This is a genomic window from Bacillus sp. AP8, assembly GCF_000321185.1.
Taxonomy (GTDB): Bacteria; Bacillota; Bacilli; order Bacillales; family DSM-1321; genus Bacillus_AD; species Bacillus_AD massilioanorexius.
Genome location: NZ_CAPG01000091.1, coordinates 48,401 through 66,738, shown reverse-complemented (window position 1 = coordinate 66,738; position 18,338 = coordinate 48,401). Strand labels below are relative to the sequence as shown.

General features: G+C 34.8%; 26 protein-coding genes. 2 read left to right on the top strand and 24 right to left on the bottom strand.

All coding sequences use genetic code 11. The features are described from left to right. Positions 1–320 precede the first annotated feature (320 nt). On the bottom strand, positions 321–536 hold the full coding sequence (locus BN349_RS21720; RefSeq protein WP_019244423.1) for a hypothetical protein: 216 nt from the start codon (positions 534–536) through the stop codon (positions 321–323). Positions 537–663: 127 nt separating this feature from the next. Between BN349_RS21720 and pdaB the strand changes: the two genes are divergently transcribed. After that, positions 664–1,416 (top strand): polysaccharide deacetylase family sporulation protein PdaB, encoded by a 753-nt coding sequence (gene pdaB / locus BN349_RS21715; RefSeq protein WP_019244422.1) that lies wholly within the window; start codon positions 664–666, stop codon positions 1,414–1,416. Between the two features lie 96 nt (positions 1,417–1,512). Here pdaB and BN349_RS21710 read toward each other — a convergent pair whose 3' ends face one another. Next, positions 1,513–2,163 (bottom strand): KinB-signaling pathway activation protein, encoded by a 651-nt coding sequence (locus tag BN349_RS21710; RefSeq protein WP_019244421.1) that lies wholly within the window; start codon positions 2,161–2,163, stop codon positions 1,513–1,515. A 144-nt stretch (positions 2,164–2,307) separates the two neighbouring features. Between BN349_RS21710 and gerD the strand changes: the two genes are divergently transcribed. Beyond that, the gene (gene gerD, locus BN349_RS21705; RefSeq protein ID WP_019244420.1) at positions 2,308–2,961 is read left to right on the top strand and encodes a spore germination lipoprotein GerD; all 654 of its coding nucleotides are present in this window, start codon (positions 2,308–2,310) and stop codon (positions 2,959–2,961) included. A 96-nt stretch (positions 2,962–3,057) separates the two neighbouring features. Here the strand turns inward: gerD and BN349_RS21700 are convergent, their stop codons facing one another. From BN349_RS21700 to infA, 22 genes are all read right to left on the bottom strand, one after another. Continuing rightward, positions 3,058–4,113: an Mrp/NBP35 family ATP-binding protein gene (locus BN349_RS21700; protein WP_019244419.1), complete on the bottom strand. Its 1,056-nt coding sequence runs from the start codon at positions 4,111–4,113 to the stop codon at positions 3,058–3,060. A gap of 112 nt (positions 4,114–4,225) precedes the next feature. Beyond that, positions 4,226–4,942, bottom strand: coding sequence for an N-acetylmuramoyl-L-alanine amidase CwlD (gene cwlD / locus BN349_RS21695; RefSeq protein WP_019244418.1), 717 nt, complete (start codon positions 4,940–4,942; stop codon positions 4,226–4,228). 63 nt (positions 4,943–5,005) lie between these two features. Next, a complete protein-coding gene (locus BN349_RS21690; protein WP_019244417.1) occupies positions 5,006–5,452 on the bottom strand; it encodes a DUF2521 family protein in 447 nt (148 codons plus the stop codon). 257 nt (positions 5,453–5,709) lie between these two features. After that, positions 5,710–6,111, bottom strand: a complete 402-nt coding sequence (locus tag BN349_RS21685; RefSeq protein WP_019244416.1) for a DUF1259 domain-containing protein — start codon at positions 6,109–6,111, stop codon at positions 5,710–5,712. Between the two features lie 234 nt (positions 6,112–6,345). Further along, positions 6,346–7,155: a hypothetical protein gene (locus tag BN349_RS21680; RefSeq protein WP_019244415.1), complete on the bottom strand. Its 810-nt coding sequence runs from the start codon at positions 7,153–7,155 to the stop codon at positions 6,346–6,348. A gap of 25 nt (positions 7,156–7,180) precedes the next feature. Further along, a complete protein-coding gene (locus BN349_RS25145; protein ID WP_019244414.1) occupies positions 7,181–7,516 on the bottom strand; it encodes a hypothetical protein in 336 nt (111 codons plus the stop codon). Between the two features lie 60 nt (positions 7,517–7,576). Continuing rightward, positions 7,577–7,921 (bottom strand): hypothetical protein, encoded by a 345-nt coding sequence (locus tag BN349_RS21670; protein WP_019244413.1) that lies wholly within the window; start codon positions 7,919–7,921, stop codon positions 7,577–7,579. Between the two features lie 68 nt (positions 7,922–7,989). Further along, complete coding sequence (locus BN349_RS24555) at positions 7,990–8,322, bottom strand: hypothetical protein (RefSeq protein ID WP_019244412.1); 333 nt, start codon at positions 8,320–8,322, stop codon at positions 7,990–7,992. 51 nt (positions 8,323–8,373) lie between these two features. Then, on the bottom strand, positions 8,374–9,921 hold the full coding sequence (locus BN349_RS25140) for an LXG domain-containing protein (protein ID WP_019244411.1): 1,548 nt from the start codon (positions 9,919–9,921) through the stop codon (positions 8,374–8,376). Positions 9,922–9,938: 17 nt separating this feature from the next. Beyond that, complete coding sequence (locus BN349_RS21655; RefSeq protein ID WP_019244410.1) at positions 9,939–10,217, bottom strand: DUF5344 family protein; 279 nt, start codon at positions 10,215–10,217, stop codon at positions 9,939–9,941. A gap of 507 nt (positions 10,218–10,724) precedes the next feature. Continuing rightward, positions 10,725–11,117: a 30S ribosomal protein S9 gene (gene rpsI / locus BN349_RS21650; protein WP_019244409.1), complete on the bottom strand. Its 393-nt coding sequence runs from the start codon at positions 11,115–11,117 to the stop codon at positions 10,725–10,727. A gap of 21 nt (positions 11,118–11,138) precedes the next feature. Next, complete coding sequence (rplM, locus tag BN349_RS21645) at positions 11,139–11,576, bottom strand: 50S ribosomal protein L13 (protein WP_019244408.1); 438 nt, start codon at positions 11,574–11,576, stop codon at positions 11,139–11,141. A 193-nt stretch (positions 11,577–11,769) separates the two neighbouring features. Beyond that, positions 11,770–12,504, bottom strand: a complete 735-nt coding sequence (gene truA, locus BN349_RS21640; protein ID WP_019244407.1) for a tRNA pseudouridine(38-40) synthase TruA — start codon at positions 12,502–12,504, stop codon at positions 11,770–11,772. Positions 12,505–12,515: 11 nt separating this feature from the next. Continuing rightward, positions 12,516–13,313, bottom strand: coding sequence for an energy-coupling factor transporter transmembrane component T family protein (locus tag BN349_RS21635; RefSeq protein ID WP_019244406.1), 798 nt, complete (start codon positions 13,311–13,313; stop codon positions 12,516–12,518). After that, positions 13,310–14,179, bottom strand: a complete 870-nt coding sequence (locus BN349_RS21630; RefSeq protein WP_019244405.1) for an energy-coupling factor ABC transporter ATP-binding protein — start codon at positions 14,177–14,179, stop codon at positions 13,310–13,312. The genes BN349_RS21635 and BN349_RS21630 overlap by 4 nt, the downstream gene beginning before the upstream one ends. Beyond that, positions 14,164–14,994, bottom strand: a complete 831-nt coding sequence (locus BN349_RS21625; RefSeq protein ID WP_019244404.1) for an energy-coupling factor ABC transporter ATP-binding protein — start codon at positions 14,992–14,994, stop codon at positions 14,164–14,166. Before BN349_RS21625 ends, BN349_RS21630 begins: the two co-directional genes overlap by 16 nt. Before the next feature lie 527 nt (positions 14,995–15,521). Then, positions 15,522–15,884 (bottom strand): 50S ribosomal protein L17, encoded by a 363-nt coding sequence (rplQ, locus tag BN349_RS21620; RefSeq protein ID WP_019244403.1) that lies wholly within the window; start codon positions 15,882–15,884, stop codon positions 15,522–15,524. Positions 15,885–15,968: 84 nt separating this feature from the next. Continuing rightward, a complete protein-coding gene (locus BN349_RS21615; RefSeq protein ID WP_019244402.1) occupies positions 15,969–16,913 on the bottom strand; it encodes a DNA-directed RNA polymerase subunit alpha in 945 nt (314 codons plus the stop codon). A gap of 180 nt (positions 16,914–17,093) precedes the next feature. Next, on the bottom strand, positions 17,094–17,483 hold the full coding sequence (gene rpsK, locus BN349_RS21610; RefSeq protein WP_019244401.1) for a 30S ribosomal protein S11: 390 nt from the start codon (positions 17,481–17,483) through the stop codon (positions 17,094–17,096). Between the two features lie 26 nt (positions 17,484–17,509). Next, the gene (gene rpsM / locus BN349_RS21605; RefSeq protein ID WP_019244400.1) at positions 17,510–17,875 is read right to left on the bottom strand and encodes a 30S ribosomal protein S13; all 366 of its coding nucleotides are present in this window, start codon (positions 17,873–17,875) and stop codon (positions 17,510–17,512) included. A gap of 22 nt (positions 17,876–17,897) precedes the next feature. After that, the gene (gene rpmJ, locus BN349_RS21600) at positions 17,898–18,011 is read right to left on the bottom strand and encodes a 50S ribosomal protein L36 (RefSeq protein ID WP_003156543.1); all 114 of its coding nucleotides are present in this window, start codon (positions 18,009–18,011) and stop codon (positions 17,898–17,900) included. A gap of 41 nt (positions 18,012–18,052) precedes the next feature. Further along, positions 18,053–18,271 (bottom strand): translation initiation factor IF-1, encoded by a 219-nt coding sequence (infA, locus tag BN349_RS21595; protein ID WP_019244399.1) that lies wholly within the window; start codon positions 18,269–18,271, stop codon positions 18,053–18,055. Between the last annotated feature and the right edge of the window lie 67 nt (positions 18,272–18,338).

Below are 18,338 nucleotides of genomic sequence, written 5' to 3'. Positions count from 1 at the left end.
AACATTTGTTCGAAACAGCTTTTTTATTCTATCACAATCGCTATTTCTTTGTCAACAACTTTTTTAAAAATTGTTTCATCACTTCTTAGGAGCGACTTTATAAATTTAACATTTTATCAAATTTATGTCAACAACTTTTTTGTTGTTTTTTTCGCTACTGTAAAAGCAGCTTTTAAAATATAACATCATTGCTTTTCGCTGTCAACAACTTTTTTATTGTTATTTAAACTTTTTTAGTTGTTTGCTTTCAGCAACGTTTATTACTATATCAGCATACTAAAAAGATGTCAATTGATTTTTAAATATTTTTTTATACTAAATCAATACTTTTTTACTCTTATATATTTCATACAGCAATCGACTGAAGCTACCTTTGAATATAACCCAAATAAAATTTTATATCGCTCTTCCATTGCGCGCTTCACAATATTTTCAATACGTTGATCTTTAAAGTCATATAATAATTCATCCATTTCCCTTTTCAATAGATACTCCATTTCTTCTAATTCTTTGTTAGATATTAAAACGCCTAACATCCTATCACCCCAGCAATATAATCAATGATTACTATTTACCATTATTCATTTATTTATGTAGCTTTCCTTGTCATAACTTTTTCGTACAAGCATAGGATTTTATATAGATGTTTGATGAGGTGATGAAGTGAATTTTTTTATGGTCTTACAAGCAAAGAAAGTCAAACAGTACGTGTTCTTTATTATATTAGCCTTTTTCACTGCACTTTTTTTGTATATGCAATACGGTACAGAAAATCCTGTATTTTCTACAAAACAAGGTCCTAAAGCTGTTTTTAAAGGGGAAAAAAATGTAGCATTAACTTTTAACATCGGCTGGGGAGATGAAAAAGCTCCTATCATCTTGGACGAGTTAAAAAAGAATGATATTAAAAACGTTACTTTTTTTCTGTCTGGTTCTTGGGCAGAAAGACATCCACATATTGTGGAAAAAATTGTGGATGAAGGATATGAAATCGGAATGCTTGGATATAATTATGTCGACTACTCTCAAGCAGAAAGCAATGAAATTATAAAAGATATATTAAAAGGTCAAGAAGTCTTCAGAAAGCTTGGTTTAAAAAATACTAAATATCTGAGAGCTCCAACTGGTCATTTTGACAAACGATTATTAGAAATTAGTCAACGATTTGACTATACAGTCGTTCATTGGAGTGTAGATTCAAAAGATTGGACAAATCCTGGAGTGGCTAGAATTGTAGAAAATATCGAACGTGTAGAAAAGGGCGATATTTTATTATTTCATGCTTCAGACTCTGCCAAACAAACAGCAGATGCCCTACCTACTATATTAAAAACAATAAAAAATAAAAATCTAAAAATGATTACTGTTTCAGAAATGATTTCAAATTCTACTGTCAAAACAGAAGAAATTAAATAAAAGAAGCACGAACACTTTAAAATAATTCCTACTCAAAAAAAGATTTATCAAGCGTTTCATACGTCATTGATAAATCTTTTTTATTTATTAACACATTTATGCTTTTCTTACTTTTAATTGTGCCCGAGTACTTTTTTTCTTTTCTAATTCAATAGCTGATTTTTGATTAAGTTTATGTAAAATCAATAGCTGATAAGCATTACAAGCTAATAATGGTATCAACATGTAGTAGACCCAACTGATATCATCCTGTCTAAGCACTGGAACTAATTCTATTGTGGTAATAACTATCATAAAAAACAATGCTGGTACAAATGCATGCTTATTAGTTTGTTTCATTTTGATATACGCAACAGGAAGTCCTATAACTACTACAATACCAGCTACTAAAAGATAAGAAATGATACTATCGTTACTTCCAAAACTTATATAACGCAGGTAAACCAAATCAAATAATACAAATAAGATCAAAACGATTTGAACAGGATTCCATAAGCTCTTAAATATCCCTAACCCCAAACGGTGCACGGTTAAATAAGCAAAGAAACCCATCTGACTTATGACGCTAAAAATAAATCCTACTCCTACCAACCAAATAAAAGTCATAAGCATCTCAACATAATCTGCTGATTGGATAAGTGGTTGAAATTGTTCATTCCATCTAGCTAATGCCCCTACAATCCCCGCTACGATTCCACCCAAAATCAATGTAGAAAAAAATAAACGCACTAAATGACGACTACTCAATCCTTGTTCCCCCATTATTTAGTTATTTTTCCATAATTGTACCAATTAGGAATTTAAAATGCTATAACTTCCAACAATAATGAATAAAATTCTGACTTCAACTCATATTAACTTTAGAATCAGCTTTGAAAGGGGCCTATATCCATGAAGCATTATAAAATATTTACCATCTTATTTCTTCTTATCGTTCTTTCTGCTTGTTCACAGAATAATACATCGAAAGATAAAATTGACTATGAAGAGACCAAAAAAATGGTTATTGATATACTAAAAACGGATGATGGGAAAAAGGCAATCCAAGAAATCCTCTCAGATGAAACTGTAAAAAGAGAATTAATTATGGATGAAAAAACAGTTACAGATTCCATTGAAAAAAATTTAACATCTGATAAGGCTAAAGCCTTTTGGAAAAAAGCCTTTAAGGACCCTAAATTCGCAGCAAGCTATGCAAAATCCTTAGAAGATGAGCATAAAAAATTATTAAAGGATTTAATGAAGGACCCCGATTATTTAGCTATGATTATGAAAACCTGGCAGGACCCAGAGATGAAAAAAGAACTTACAAAGGTCATCAATAGTAAAGATGTACGTACAGAACTAAAGAAAACCACTATAGAAACAATTGAGAGCCCGCTTGTGTTAGAGAAAATCCAAAGTATTCTTTTAAAAGCAGCTGAAGAATTACCCGCTGAATCTAAAAAAGAAAAAGGACAAGGAGAAAGTCAATCCGATACCAGTAGTAGTGGAGGTGGTGGTGAAAGTGGCGGCGGTGATCAACAAGGAGGTGGTGGTAGTTAATTTACTATATCCTCTTTATCAAAACAACTTTACCTGACCATATTTTTATAACCAAAAAAGGTGTCCAAAATGAAAACATTGGACACCTTTCCTTTATTATTTTTCTACGATTTCAATAACTTTTTTAGCAATATCTTTATAAATTTGACCTAATTTATGATCTGCATCATAAATAGAAGGCGCGAAATCTTCTTCATTCCAATCTGGTTGTTGTAACGGTAATTGACCTAATACTACAGTTTGAAGCTCTTCAGCCAATTTTGCTCCGCCACCTTGTCCAAATACATACTCTCTTTCATTTGTCAGCTTACTTTCAAAATATGACATGTTTTCGATAACACCAATGACTTCGTGATCTGTTTTAATTGCCATAGCACCCGCTCGAGCAGCAACAAATGCAGCAGTTGGGTGTGGAGTTGTCACAATGATTTCCTTACATGCCGGTAACATTGAATGTAAATCTAATGCAATATCACCTGTTCCAGGAGGTAAGTCTAACAGTAAATAATCTAAATCTCCCCACTCTACTTCTTTAAAAAAACTATTCAACATTTTACCTAGCATTGGTCCTCTCCAGATAATTGGAGCATTATCTTCTACAAAGAAGCCCATTGAAATAACTTTTACCCCTAATCTTTCAACCGGAAGAATTCTCTCTCCACGGACTACAGGTCTATGTGTAATACCCATCATATCAGGTACACTAAATCCATATATGTCAGCATCGATTAAACCGACTTTTTTTCCTAAACGAGCTAACGAAGTTGCTAAATTCACGGAAATAGTGGATTTACCTACCCCACCTTTACCACTTGCAATCGCAATAAACTTTGTTTTGCTCGATGGTGATAATAATCCTAATCCATCATCAGATTGATTTGAGCGATGCTTAGCAAGCTCTTCCTCAGATAAATCACCAAAGCGAATACCTACAGATTCTGCTCCAGCTTTTTTTAGTACATCTACTACTTTCATTTGTAGTTGGAGCTGTTCTGGCGTACCTGTTTTCGCAATAAGCACTTTCACACTTACATGGTTTTTTTCTGGCTTTATTTTTACTTCTGCAATCGCATTTGTTTCTTTTAAGCTTTTATGTAGAATTGGATCTTGAAGTTCTTCTAACAGCTCTACTACTTGTTGTTCTGTAAGCATATTTGCACCTCTTTTTAGAATTCGTTATCAAGAATCAGTATAACATATATACTTTCAGAGAGAACAATTCCTGATTACCATAATGAAAAAAATCACTCGTTTAACCTGCTTTTTAATCTTCTTTCTTCTCTAATTTTTCATCAGTAAAATATCTCATAACTCCTTCATAGATAGATGCCGCTACTTTATTTTGATATCCTGAATCGGTAAGCTGCTTTCGTTCATGTGAATTCGAAAGAAATCCAACCTCAACAAGAGCTCCCGGCTTCTCTGCATATTTCATTAAATATACGTGATCAATGGTTTTAGCCTCTCTGTGGGTATTTTCGAGATTATCGGTTAATTCTTTTTGTATAAATTTCGCTACTTCTTTATTTTCTTTATAGCGTAATGTATAAAAGGTTTGAGCGCCACTTGATTTAGATGAAGGAAAAGCATTTAGATGAATGGATAAAAATAAATCCGCTTGTGATTCATTAATCATATCAACACGTTTTTTTAAGTCCGCACGTTTACGAGCACGGTATCCTTCTACGTCCCCTGCTAAATCAACATCTTTTTCTCGCGTCATAAGAACAAGTGCTCCTTGCTCCTGCAGATAATCTCGAAGCATTTTGGAAATAACCAGCGATATATCCTTTTCCAAAATACCACCACCTGTCGCTCCGCCATCCGGACCGCCATGACCCGGATCAAGAATTATCACTTTACCTGAAAGGGGCAAATTCCACGATTTCCAAGAATACTCTTCCATAAATCGAAAAGTAACAATTAAAAACAAAGCGACTAAAATAATCGCAACTCCCGTATATTTCAACCTACTAAACATGTTCCAATCTCCTTCCGCTCGTCCTACTTTAAAATATGGAACAAGCCCGGAATTTAGAACATTTTAGTGTAATCGAAGTTTGTATCGTTTCGCCCCTTTCATAAAACCATCCTTCCACCAGCAATTTACATATTGTTCGCATTTATAATATAAAGAATCATTATACATATCGTAATCGCTAATTTTACCCCAATATAGGATGAAATTAAATAAAGTATCAATTAAATGCTTTTCTTCATTAAAACATCTGGCCTTAACATCCTCCTCTGATTCCCCATAAAACCCAAACTTACTAAAATTGGCTCCTAGTAAAAAGGATTCAATTGCAACATCGTAGCATCCTTCTTCCAACACTTGAGAAAAAGTAATACCTAATGTATGCTGATTGAATAAAAATGTAGCTACCCTTTCCTTTAAAAGCTTTGGTGTAATTTCCTTTAATACTTTTCGTTCATATTGTATTTGCTTCTCTCTTCTTTTTTCTTTAAATGACAAAATTACATTTTCCAATAAATCCACCTCTATATAAAAACCGTCACGGTTCATTCATTCTGTTCAACATTTTACTGTGTAAATATAGCTTTTGATTTTGCCGATAAAGTGATTCTTCCTATTTATGTGTACAATGCAAGAGAAAGACAACAATGATAGATTGTGGATTACTTTTCTTTTTTCAGCTATCTACATGTGGATAACTAATTTCGTCTCGCTTATATAAAAAAGAACACCACGTTCCAGTGGTATCCCTCTTATATGATTAGAACTTTTTAGCTATTTCTTAAAACTCTAAAAGCCGCTCTTACTTTTCTGGCAAATTGAAGCGGAGGCTCAACTGATTCAAAGTGCATATACATCGCACGAGGCTCATCAAATAACCAATGGTTATGAATGGCCGTAACAGTTAAATCAAATCGTCGAAGTTCCGTTAATAAGGGATTAATTTCAGATTGTAAAAGAACTGTTTCTCCTAAATTCAATGCATTTCCATTACTATCTACGTCTTCAAATGAAAAAAATTGAGGATTTACAAGTGGCGATCTTGTTTCCCTCCCAAGTATTTCAAAATCTATATTTCGGAATCTCTGTACGAGACAAACTCCATTTGCGTCCAAACTTCCTGTACCATCCAATATTCTAGCGAATTCTTGACATAATCTTTCTCTATTCATATATCTCATCTCCTTTCACTTATTTTCAAAAAGGAAACTTATCCTTTATATTTACTCTATGAATCGTTCGTAAGAAATGACTGTGATATGGTATAGGTTTCATTAAAATAGTTTAAAACACAGGAACAAGATAGCTATTTTTCCAAAAACAAACTACCCACCGGCCAACATTTTATCATTTCATAAATAATAAAAAAGAACCTCACCCTCTGGTAAGATTCTTCCATATCTATCTTATTGATTCTGTATTTGATAGTCGACCCAATCACCAATTCCAGTTAAAATTGTATTCCATTCTTCATCGTCTGCTAAATAAATATGTACAGGTGTTTTTGTATCATCCGTATATTCCGAAATCCAAACACCTCGTTTAGAAGGGAGGAAGAACAAAATATTTTCTAAATACATTTCGTCTTCTAAAGTGACAATACTAAAATTCGAAATATTAAATAGTGTCCAATCAAATGTGTGTAAATCTTCTACAAAAAGATTGAAACTATCTTCTTCTTTTTGAGTAAACATGGAGCTTTTTCGGACCTTGTCAATTTTTTTAGGATTACTAATCCAATCAAATGCTTTATCCGTTAGTGAAAAAGTTTGCTCTCCACCGTATTGTAGAAAGGAGATACCATAGTATTCCTTTATTATTTCTTTTATTTCAGAAGAAGAGATGATTGCAAACTCATGAATGATATCCCTGTCTATTAAATGAAACAGCCAATCATCCTCTTGATAATGATGTAGCATCAATACAGATTTCTGAGGAGCATTCGAGCAGCGAATCATTCGCTTTGATCCTACGTACTTTTCAATAAATTGTGTAGTTTCTGGTAATAAAGGTGTTACTCCTTTATCATCTTGTTCCTCATCCCACATTTGCTTCATAATGAGTTGGTGTACCGTTGCTTCCATAATAGCAACCCATTCTTTTTCCGATTTACTACCCATAGATGCCTCAGCTATACCTTTTGCGATGCTAGGATGTCCACTTACACTTACCATTATGGCTAGTTCTTCAGTAGTACAGGTTAATACGTGCTTCATATTGTCACGTCCCTATGTTTCAAATTTATTTAAAAATTAAATCTAGTGGTAGTGTAATAATAAAGTAAATAATAATGGAAACGATACCTTGTACAACTAGTGCTACGAGCATATAAAACTTTCTAACAAACCAATTATGCTTACTAAACTTGCTATAAATAACATAACCAGACCCCAGAAACAACTTCATAAAAAAATTTGTAATTTTATCAAATATTGTTTCAGGATTTTCAAAGGTACCCAACTTATAATAATCCACCATTGCCCATTCAAAAAATAAGAAAAGTGTTACTGAAGCAGGCTGTATACACCAAAAATAGCCAAACAACATTTTCAAAACATATATTATTTCTTCTATCATCTAGTGCGTCTTTAATGAGATGATAAGTAAACAATCTATTCCACTGTATCTATTTAAATTTCACGAAAATAACCCGAAAAGGAAATCGAGCGGTATAGTAATTACATTAAAAATAATGATAAAAAGAATACCTAGTACAATTAAAGTAATGAACATATAAAGTTTTCTTACAAACCAATTTCGTTTACTAAACTTACTATAAAAATAAAAACCTGTACCTAGGATTAAATTCATCGCGAAATTCTGAACATTATCAACTATAGATTCAGGGTCCTCAAAAGTCCCAAATTTATAGTAATCCACCATTGCCCATTCTACTATAAGAAATATTAGTACTGATGCCCATTGTATACATAAAAAGAAACCGAATAGCATTTTAAAAACATATAAGATTTCTTCTAACATTTAGTGCTCCTTTAAAGAGATGGTAAGTCTATGATTTCTTTTGCTAAATCTGTTTGAATTTATATATATTATTTTAAAAATAAATCAAGGGGTATAGTAATTAAATTAAAAATAATGATGAAAAGAATACCTTGTACAACCCAAGCAAACAACATATAAAGTTTTCTTAATATCCAAGTATGTTTTCGAAATTTGTTATAAAAAAAATAACCTGATCCTAGAAATAATTTCATAAAAAAGTTAGTTATCTTATCAATTACAGATTCTGGTTTATCGAAAGTACCTAATTTATAAAAATCTACCATTGCCCATTCTACTGTAAGAAATAAGAATACTGAAACACTCTGAACACCTAAAAGGCAACTAATCATAACTTTGAAAAAATAAATGCTTTCTTCCATATCTTAACCTCTCTACCATGATTCTCTATTATTGACACCAAATGCATGTTTCTAATTAAACCAACTAACAATAGATTTTTTAAGCTTCCCACCAGCATCTTTAATCGTAGACCCAATTTCTTCTGAAAATTTGCCAACCTCTTTACCAATCTTCCCACCAAAATCTTTTGCTATATCTCCAATTTTAGAACTAGCTATTCCACCAACAAACGCACCGACAGCTCCACCAACAACTACACCAACTGGACCACCTATACTTCCTACTGATGCTCCTATTTTTGCACCTATAGCTATTGATGCCGCATCTGCAGCTACTCCACCCCAAAAGCGACCAAATCTTTCAGAAAAAGTTCTATTTCCTCCAGAAAAAAATTCCCCTGAATTTGCTACTACAGATATGCCAGTACCTACAACAGGAATTCTTCTACCAACTTTTGCAAAACCACTTTTGGTTATTGTTTTCCCTACCACTTCCTTTGTACCATCGGACATTCTTACTTGATTGCCTTTCATGAATTCTTTTCCAGATATTCGATCAAAGTTTTTCGGGAATCCAGCCAAATGTTTAAAAAGATGTGCAGGACTATTATAGGATTTTACAAATTGTTGTAGCATTTTCATTGCTGGATTTGAAGGAATAGGCGCTCTTGAAAAGTCAAGTAACCACTTAGCAAGCTTTGAACTATGCTTCCCCTTACTTGTCCATGAAGGGTCCGTTTTAACAGTAAATTCATACTTGCCTTTTAATTTCGTCCAAAGTGTCGGCGTCTTTCCAAAATAATGGACGTTTAGTTTACTAGTAGCAGCAAGAGTAGTTATAGTAGAAATGGCTTGATATCCAGCTAATATGGTATCACCTGTGCTCATATGCTTGTTCATAGCGTCAAAAGGAGCGGTCAGCATTTGACCAATAGACATTAATTTGCTCTCAGCTAATTCATCATTCAACTTAGAAAAATTCGGTTTTTCCTTAAGCTGATCGACACTATACTTCTCAATACTAAACTCTCCACTTCTAAACATCCCTTGTATTTCATTAACGTAATCCTTCATTAACTGGATGTCTTGTTCTACAGTGTTTAGTTCATTTGTTAACGTTCTGTCAAAAGTATTTAGATCCTCAATCGTTTGGTCCATTTCTTTATTTGCTCTATGAATGTCGCTATGGAATTGTTGATCGTTAAGTCTTGGAAGAAAAACAATATCACTCACACTGTCTATCGTGTTGTTTGTTTCGTCTACAAGCTCAGTTGTGACAGATTTCACTTTACTTAATCCATTCGTTAACTCTCCTTCAATAAAGCTTTGACGAATAAACCCGTCTGAATCTGATTCTAAATCCTTAGAAGCATCTTTAAGCTTTATTAAAAATCGATTATAGTTTTTTAACGTATTCATATAGAACGTTAAGATTGATTCATGCCAGTCTGAATAAAAGGACCGTATCGCTTTTCCTCCTAAACCGTTAAAAGAATGATCAAGATTCGAAAAATATTCTATAGTGTTCTCCAATTCATGAAGCTGATCAATTTGTAAACTGGTTTTCTTTAGTAAGTCATCGATGCCATTATGTAAAGATTGAGAATCAAGTATCTTCATGGAATTTCCTTTGCCTCCTATCGTGCCATGATCGAGGATGAAAGGCTTTGATCTGCTGTTTCAATATTATGTATGGACCTTATCACAGATTGATTGTTTTCTTTTAACACTTTCTTATAAGCTAGACCTACTTCTTCTAACATGGAGTTCAATTCATTTAATTTTTTTACAACATCTAACTCATTTCCGCTAGCTATATCTTTAATTAAAGTTGTCTCAAATGCATCTGAGGCATTCTCTATTTTGGAGACCGCCGTTTCGACATCTCCATAATGAATTTTCATCTCCTGGGTCATACTCTTTCCACCCTTTCTTTTCTCTCTATTTCAATCCATACTCTTTCCGCAGCAACACCGTTCAGCAAAGTGAATTTCAGCAGTTCAACTAATTTTGATTTTCATTAAGCACTCTGTTTGCCAGCTACTTCTGACAAATAACTTTTCCATTATATGAACTGTCCATTTTTCTCCTTAAGCTATGATTCTAAAAAAGGATGAATAGGACATTCATTACTACCTGTTTTTTATGTATATATCCATATGGCAAAATAAAAAAGTATGCCTATCTATATATGGTATCAAATGGAAATACGTTTACAAATGAGTCTATTAGCTTAAATTAACACTCAAGCATTTCAAGATATACTACTTCTCTACTACTTAACATACCGCGCCCTATACAGCTATGCTAACAGATGCAAACACTAGTGCTAAGTTTTAATAAAGACCAGCTATTGTCAAAAAAGCACAAAAAAAGACCCCCGAACCAATGGTTCGAGAGTCTTCGAAACGATAATATAAAAATTAACGTTTTGAGAACTGAGGAGCACGACGAGCACCTTTAAGACCGTATTTTTTACGCTCTTTCATACGTGCATCACGAGTTAATAATCCTGCAGATTTAAGTGCTGGACGGAATTCAGGATCAGCTTGAAGTAACGCACGAGCGATACCGTGACGTACTGCACCAGCTTGACCAGTGAAACCTCCACCAGATACGTTTACAAGAACATCGTAGCTTCCAGTAGTTTCAGTAGCTACTAATGGTTGTTTTACAACTAAAATAAGTGTGTCGAATGGGAAATACTCATTGATTTCACGTCCGTTAATAACGATACGTCCTTCACCCGGTACTAAACGTACGCGTGCTACAGAACTTTTACGACGACCTGTGCCATAGTATTGAACCTGTGCCAAGATAGTAACCTCCTTTAAAAATTATCCGCGTAATTCGTATACTTCTGGTTTTTGAGCTTGTTGATTGTGCTCAGCGCCAGCATATACGTGTAATTTTTTAAACATTTGACGTCCAAGAGAGTTCTTTGGAAGCATGCCTTTGATAGCAAGTTCTAACATTCTCTCTGGGTAGTTTGTTCTCATTTCAAGAGCAGTTCTTTCTTTCAATCCACCTGGGTGCATTGTGTGACGACGATAAATTTTGTCAGTCAACTTTTTACCTGTTAAGTGAATTTCTGAAGCGTTGATAATAATTACATGATCACCAGTATCAACATGCGGTGTGAATGTTGGTTTATTTTTACCACGTAAAATAGAAGCTACTTCGCTAGCAAGACGACCAAGAGTTTGGCCTTTAGCGTCAATAACGTACCATTTACGATCGATTTCATTTGCTTTCGCCATGAATGTCGTACGCATTATTTTACCTCCTAATAATATGAAAAGAATTTAATTATTTATTTACAATCACGAAAAACTCTTCCGGGGCTCATCGTGGGATTAAATAAAATACATACCATATTATATTATCTGTATTTAACCCTAATGTCAAGTACATGTTATACAGATTTATAAGTAGTTTCTTAAGGATCATCTACACCTAGACTTCAAACTAGTAATACACTTCCCATAAATACAACCCTTGTGGTGGTGCTGTTTTCCCAGCAGCTGCTCGATTGTGACTAGCTATAATTTCTTTCATATCTTCTGGTTCTCTTCTACCTGCTCCAATTTCGATAAGTGTACCCGTTAAAATTCTCACCATATTGTATAAGAAGCCATTTCCAGAAAAACAAAGTGTAAGTTCTGTTCCTTCTTGTTTACAATCGATGCGATAAATGGTCCGAACCTTATCGACAACATCTGTTCTTGCTGAACTAAAGCTTGTAAAATCATGAGTCCCTAATAAATATGGTATAGCTTCTTCAATGCGTTCCTTATCGATGGGATAAGGATAGTGAAATGTATAATTTCTTTTCAACGGATCACGTATAGGGCTGAGATCTATTACATAGCGATATTCTTTTCCTTTTGCACCATATCTCGCATGAAAGGAACTTGAAACATATTCAGCCGATACAATCGCAATATCATCTGGAAGCATGGTATTTAACGCTTTCACCCAGTTTTCTGGTGGCATGGTTAAAGACGTATCAAAGTGAATAACTTGTCCATATGCATGAACTCCAGCGTCTGTTCGTCCAGATGCTGTAACTTTTACATCACGCTTATGCATAGTTGCAAGTACTTTTTCAATTTCTCTTTGAACCGTACGTTTATCTACCTGTACTTGGTATCCAGAAAATAATGTTCCATCATAAGAAACAATACATTTAACTCTTTGCATGCATATAACTCCTATGTTCTAAAATAAAATAAAATGACAGTTAGTATTACTAAAGAAAGGATCAGCAATGTATCAGCCATTCCCCAATGTAGTAATCTATATTTAGTGCGACCTTCTCCACCACGATACCCTCGGGCTTCCATTGCAATCGCTAATTCCTCTGCTCGTTTGAACGAACTAACAAACAACGGAACCAATAAAGGAACGATAGCCCCAACACGATCCTTAATAGGACCTGATGAAAAATCGACACCTCTAGCAGTTTGAGCTTTCATAATCTTGCTGGTCTCTTCCATTAACGTCGGAATAAAACGAAGAGCAATAGACATCATTAAGGCTAATTCATGTACGGGTAATTTCACTTTCTTGAATGGGTTTAATAATTTCTCTAAACCATCTGTTAATGAAATTGGTGTGGTTGATAAAGTAAGTAGAGTTGTAATAAGAATTAAATACGTAAAACGCAATGAGATAAATATCCCCTGTTTTAGCCCTCCCTCATATACTTTAAGCCAACCTAAATCAAATAGAATATCTCCTTCTTTCGTGAAGAAAATATGCAACAAAAACGTAAAGACAATGATAAAGAGAATCGGTTTTAAACCGTTAATTAAAAAACGAAGTTGAATTTTAGATAACATGATTAAAATCAGCGTATATACACCTAAAATTCCATAAGTAACAACGTTATTAGCTAAAAAGACAATACATACAAAAAAGAAAACGAGCATTAATTTTGAGCGAGGATCCATTTTATGAATAATGGAATCAGACGGCACATAACGACCAATAATCATACTTTCCATCATGAGCTCGTCCCCCTTTTCATAACGTCTGCTATATCTTTTGCTAAAGATTCAATTGATAAACAAGGCTGATCAAATCGATATCCTGCTTCCTTTTGAAGTGTTAACTGAAAACGAACTGTTTCAGGAACATCCAACCCTAATTCAATTAATTGCTCTGGCTGTGAAAAAATATCGTATGGTGTACCCTTTTTATATATGGTTCCTTTATGCATAATCACAATTTCATCTGCATATTTTGCGGCATCCTCCATACTATGTGTAACCAAGATGGTAGATAGTCCTCGTTCTTTGTGTAATGCTGCAAACATATCCATTATTTCTTTACGACCACGGGGATCCAAACCTGCAGTAGGTTCATCTAATACAATAACATCCGGTTCCATTGCTAAAACTCCTGCAATGGCTACTCTTCTCATCTGTCCTCCTGATAAATCAAAGGGAGATTTTTGAAGAATCTCTTCGGGTAAACCTACTAATTTTAGTGACTCTCTCGCTAATTTCTTCGCTTCATCCTCAGAAATCCCAAAGTTCATTGGTCCAAAAGCAATATCCTTTTCGACCGTTTCATCAAATAATTGATGCTCAGGGAATTGAAACACAATCCCTACACGCTTCCGGATAGATTTCAAATTCTTTTCTTTTTTCCCAGCTGATATAACTCTATCACCAATTTGTATTTCACCTTTAGTTGGTCGCAATAAACCATTTAAATGCTGAAGCAATGTTGATTTACCTGAACCTGTATGTCCAATAACAGCCAAATAGCTTCCTGGAGAAATATCGAGATTTATATCATGAATAGCCATTCTTTCAAAAGGTGTATCTACTTGGTAGCGGTATTCTACATCTCTTAATTCAATGCGCATAGCTCTTTCACCAACTGTTCATATGATAAATATTGATCGGAAATGGCGACATTATTATTGGCTAAAGCCTTAGAGAGTTTTATGGAAAAAGGAATGTCTAATCCAATATCCGTTAATTCTTGATCTAATTGAAAAATTTCATTAGGCGTTCCTTCTCGATATACCTGTCCACCATTCATAACGATTATACGATCTGCTTTTGAAGCCTCTTCTAAATCATGTGTGATAGACACAACTGTAAATGCTTTGTTTTCTTTTAATTTTCTAACTGTTTCAATCACTTCTGCTCTTCCACGTGGATCTAGCATAGAGGTAGCTTCGTCTAGTATTACAATACTTGGTTGCAAAGCTAATACTGAAGCAATGGCCACTCTTTGTTTTTGTCCACCAGAAAGATGGTGCGGCTCTTGATCAAGAAATGCATCCATTTTTACACTTTCTAAAGCCCATTTTACGCGTTCTACCATAACATCACGCGGTATCCCATTATTTTCTAAACCAAAAGCCACATCATCTTGTACTGTTGTTCCAACAAACTGATTATCGGGATTTTGAAAGACCATCCCAATTTCCTTGCGAACGTCCCAAACGGTGTCTTCTGATAATACTTGATCCTTTACGACAATTTGTCCCTCTACTGGAAATTGGAGACCATTTAACAACTTAGCTAATGTAGATTTCCCAGAACCATTATGTCCAACAATGGCAAGCCATTCTCCTTCATTTATAGAAAGAGTAACGTTATTTAGCGCACGTTGTTCCTGGCCTTCATATTTAAAGGAGACATTTTCAACTTTTACTAATTTATTGCTCATGCTAGTTCCCCCTAATCTCTGCTTTTCTATTCTAGTCTCAGCTAATCTCTTATATCTAGCTATTAAAAGTTTATAATGCTTTTGCAAATGAGTCTAGATGTAAGTCAAATTGAAATGTGTAATCTTTAAAAAACATTTCACTATAATGTTAGATATTATGTACAGTAACATACTTTATACTTTCTGTTCTATTAAAAGGAGCTAGAAGAGATGGTTTCTATACTAAATTATTTTTCTCTATAAAAAAACGCTGCACCCCTCCTAAAGGAAACAATCGTTCCTCAGTCGAATAGCAGCGTTACTCATTGCTTTTTCATAAAGTCAAATGCCTATATTCCTAATCAGGAGCTAGGAGGGGTGCGAGAGCTAGACGTGAAACATATTATAATATGTAGCCATCGTTACACTCTATTTGCGTATTTCTGAATGTACTGACTTTTACCCTTATAAGATAAAGCAGTACTGGTATAAAAAAAGGGTAAGAACTAGTTAGTTCTCAACTGTCCCTACCCTTTTTATAGTTATTATTATACTAACTCGATTACTACGATTGGTGCTCCATCTCCACGACGAGGACCCATTTTCATAATACGAGTGTATCCACCTTGACGATCTTCATAACGAGGTGCGATATCACTGAATAGTTTTTGAAGTGCATCTTGACCAGTTTCTTCGTTAGCAACTTCTTTACGGATAAATGCAGCAGCTTGACGACGAGCGTGTAAATCACCGCGCTTACCAAGCGTGATCATTTTTTCCACTACAGAGCGTAATTCTTTCGCTTTAGCTTCAGTAGTTTCGATACGTTCGAAAACGATTAGGTCAGTTGCTAAATCACGTAATAATGCCTTACGTTGAGAACTAGTACGTCCTAACTTTCTGTAACCCATTGAGAGATTCCCTCCTTTGTTGAAATTATTATCTATCTATGCTGGTTCATTAAATTACAAGAGTAAATAATTTCTTCTCTAGTATTAGTCGTCTTTACGAAGACCTAAACCTAGCTCATCTAGTTTCGCTTTCACTTCTTCAAGTGATTTACGTCCTAGATTACGTACTTTCATCATATCTTCTTCCGTTTTATGAGCAAGCTCTTGAACGGTATTGATACCAGCACGCTTCAAGCAGTTGTAAGAACGAACAGAAAGATCTAATTCTTCGATCGTCATCTCAAGAACTTTTTCTTTTTGATCTTCTTCTTTTTCAACCATAATTTCAGCATTTTGTGCTTCATCAGTAAGTCCAACGAAGATATTTAAGTGCTCTGTTAAAATCTTTGATCCAAGGGCAATTGCTTCCTTTGGACCTGTGCTTCCATCAGTCCATACATCAAGTGTAAGCTTATCGTAGTTTGTCATTTGCCCTACACGAGTATTCTCAACTTGATAAGATACACGTGCAACAGGAGTGTAAATAGAATCGATTGGAATCACACCAATTGGTTGATCATCTCTTTTATTTTGATCTGCAGGAGTATAACCACGTCCACGACGTGCAGTTAATCTCATACGCAAGTGACCGCCTTTGCCTACAGTCGCAATGTGTAAATCTGGATTTAGAATTTCCACATCACTATCATGCGTAATATCTGCTGCAGTGATCGCTCCTTCACTCTGTACATCAATTTCCAACGTTTTTTCTTCATCTGAATAAATTTTAAGAGCAATTTTTTTCACATTAAGAATAATAGAAGTTACATCTTCTACAACGCCTTCAATTGTTGAGAACTCATGCATCACACCGTCAATTTGAATAGATGTGACAGCAGCACCTGGGAGTGAGGATAAAAGAATACGACGCAAGGAGTTACCCAAAGTTGTTCCATACCCACGCTCAAGTGGCTCGACGACAAATTTACCATACTTGCTGTCATCGCTGATTTCAACCGTTTCGATTTTTGGTTTTTCTATTTCAATCATTTAATAAACCCTCCTTCAAAACGTCAAAACTTCGGCTAGCCTGTAAAAACATGTTCTAACCGTAATTCCCCATGTAATTGTTCCCGACTGTGCGCAACAACTAAATTAATGATTCTGTAATATTTCATTGATTGTATCATATCCCATTATAGACAGAGATACAAATTCTATACAGAAAAATTATACACGGCGACGTTTTGGTGGACGGCATCCGTTATGTGGAACTGGAGTTACGTCTTTGATAGCCGTAACGTCTAAACCAGCTGATTGAAGTGCACGAATTGCAGCTTCACGGCCAGAACCAGGTCCTTTAACTGTTACTTCTAAAGATTTTAAACCGTGTTCCATAGAAGCTTTAGCTGCTGTTTCAGCTGCCATTTGAGCTGCGAATGGAGTAGATTTACGAGATCCTCTGAATCCTAGTGCACCTGCGCTTGACCAAGCGATTGCGTTTCCGTGTGCGTCAGTGATTGTAACGATTGTGTTATTGAATGTTGAACGGATATGTGCAATACCGTTTTCAATATTCTTTTTCACACGACGTTTACGAGTGTTTGTCTTACGTGCCATGAATAGTAACCTCCTTTACAAATTAATTATTTTTTCTTGTTAGCTACTGTACGACGAGGTCCTTTACGTGTACGAGCATTATTTTTAGTATTTTGACCACGAACAGGTAGTCCACGACGGTGACGAAGACCGCGGTAGCAACCAATTTCCATTAAACGTTTGATGTTTAATGAAATTTCACGACGAAGGTCACCTTCTACTTTTAACTTATCGATCGCTTCACGGATTTTGTTTAATTCATCTTCCGTTAAGTCACGAGCGCGAGTATCTTCAGAGATACCAGTTTCAGCTAAGATTTTTTGAGCTGTAGCTTTACCAATACCGTAGATATATGTTAATGAAATGACAATACGTTTGTCACGTGGAATATCAACACCAGCAATACGTGCCATATGGTGTGCACCTCCTCTTTAATTAGCCTTGTTTTTGTTTATGTTTAGGGTTTTCACAAATAACCATTACTTTACCTTTTCTGCGAATAACTTTACACTTTTCGCAAATAGGTTTAACTGATGGTCTCACTTTCATTAGTACCTAACCTCCTTATATAGATCGGAGTGTAACTTAGATTATTTGAATCTGTAAGTGATTCGTCCGCGAGTTAAGTCATACGGTGAAAGCTCGACAGTTACCTTGTCGCCAGGTAGAATACGAATAAAGTGCATGCGGATTTTACCTGAAACGTGAGCTAATATAGTATGACCGTTTTCTAATTCTACCTTGAACATTGCGTTTGGCAAAGTCTCAGTGACAGTGCCTTCAATTTCAATTACATCATCTTTAGCCATTTAAGTTTTCTCCCTTCTTTAAGACCTTTCGTCTTATTGATTATAACCATACAAAATGTTGTTTTCG